This window comes from Thauera phenylacetica B4P, assembly GCF_000310225.1.
Lineage (GTDB): Bacteria > Pseudomonadota > Gammaproteobacteria > Burkholderiales > Rhodocyclaceae > Thauera > Thauera phenylacetica.
The window spans coordinates 1-970 of the sequence record NZ_AMXF01000503.1 but is presented as its reverse complement, the minus strand read 5'-3'; the positions used below and the strand labels follow the sequence as shown (position 1 = coordinate 970).

Genomic DNA, 970 nt, shown 5'->3' with positions numbered 1-970 from the left:
GCTCGCCGTTGGGCGCCGGCACCAGGCCCATCGCCGCGCGCAGCGCCGCCGCCGCCGCGGCCGACTGCGACACCGAGCAGATGCCGCAGATGCGCGGCACGAAGACGAGCGCGTCGAGCGGCGTCTTGCCCACCAGCACGCCCTCGAAGCCGCGGTACAGCGGCGCGGTCACCTGCGCCGCGCGCACGCGGCCGGCCTCGACCTCGAGGCTCACCTCGAGGTCGCCCTCGACGCGGTTGAAGGGGCCCAGGACCAGGCGGCTCATGCGCGGCCCTCAGCGCCCGTTGCCGCCGCGGGGCACCGCCGGCGGCACCACGGGGTGGTCGGCGTGGGCGTTCTCGCGTACGCGCCGCGGCGTGGCCGACTTGGACAGCGCGGCGAGCGCGACGAACCAGGCCTTGGGCATGTCCGCCGGCAGGCCGATCGGGATGCCGGCGAGCTTGGGGGTCTGGTGGAAGGGGTGGCCGGGCTCCTCGAAGCCGGGCGCGGTGCAGGCGATGCAGGCGAAGCCGCCCTCGGGGCAGGAGCCGGCGCCGTTCCACAGCCGGGTGTTGCAGTCGGCGTGGGCCTGGGTCCCCTTGCAGCCGAGGTTCTCCATCAGGCAGCCGAGCTGGGAGAGCTCGGCGGCGCTCGCCTTGAACTCGTAGAACTCGTTGCGGCTGCAGCCGTGGTGCACCAGCTTGTCGGCGTAGAAGCGCGGGCGGCCGAGCGCGTCGAGCTCGGCCGCGGTGAAGGCGCCGGCGGCGAGCCCGAGCAGGGTCTCGACCACCCAGCCGGGGTGGGTCGGGCAGCCGGCGACGTTGATCACCGGCAGGCCGTCGGGGGCGCGCCAGTCGGCGCCGAGCAGGCCGCCCGCCTGCTCGCCGTCGTACTGCAGGCCGCAGGCGTCGGTGGGGTTGGCGCCCGAGCTGGTCATGCCGCCGAAGGCGGCGCAGCTGCCCACCGCCACCACGTGGCCGGCGCGCGCGGA

2 protein-coding genes are annotated in these 970 nt (G+C 76.1%); both read right to left on the bottom strand.

Features of this window, described 5'->3' with window-relative positions; genetic code table 11:
• On the bottom strand, positions 1-265 hold a 265-nt coding region (locus C667_RS23325; RefSeq protein ID WP_004390338.1), incomplete at its 3' end, for a nickel-dependent hydrogenase large subunit.
• A gap of 9 nt (positions 266-274) precedes the next feature.
• Positions 275-970, bottom strand: a 696-nt coding sequence (locus tag C667_RS23320; RefSeq protein ID WP_004390336.1) for an NADH-quinone oxidoreductase subunit B family protein, incomplete at its 5' end; no start/stop codon positions are given.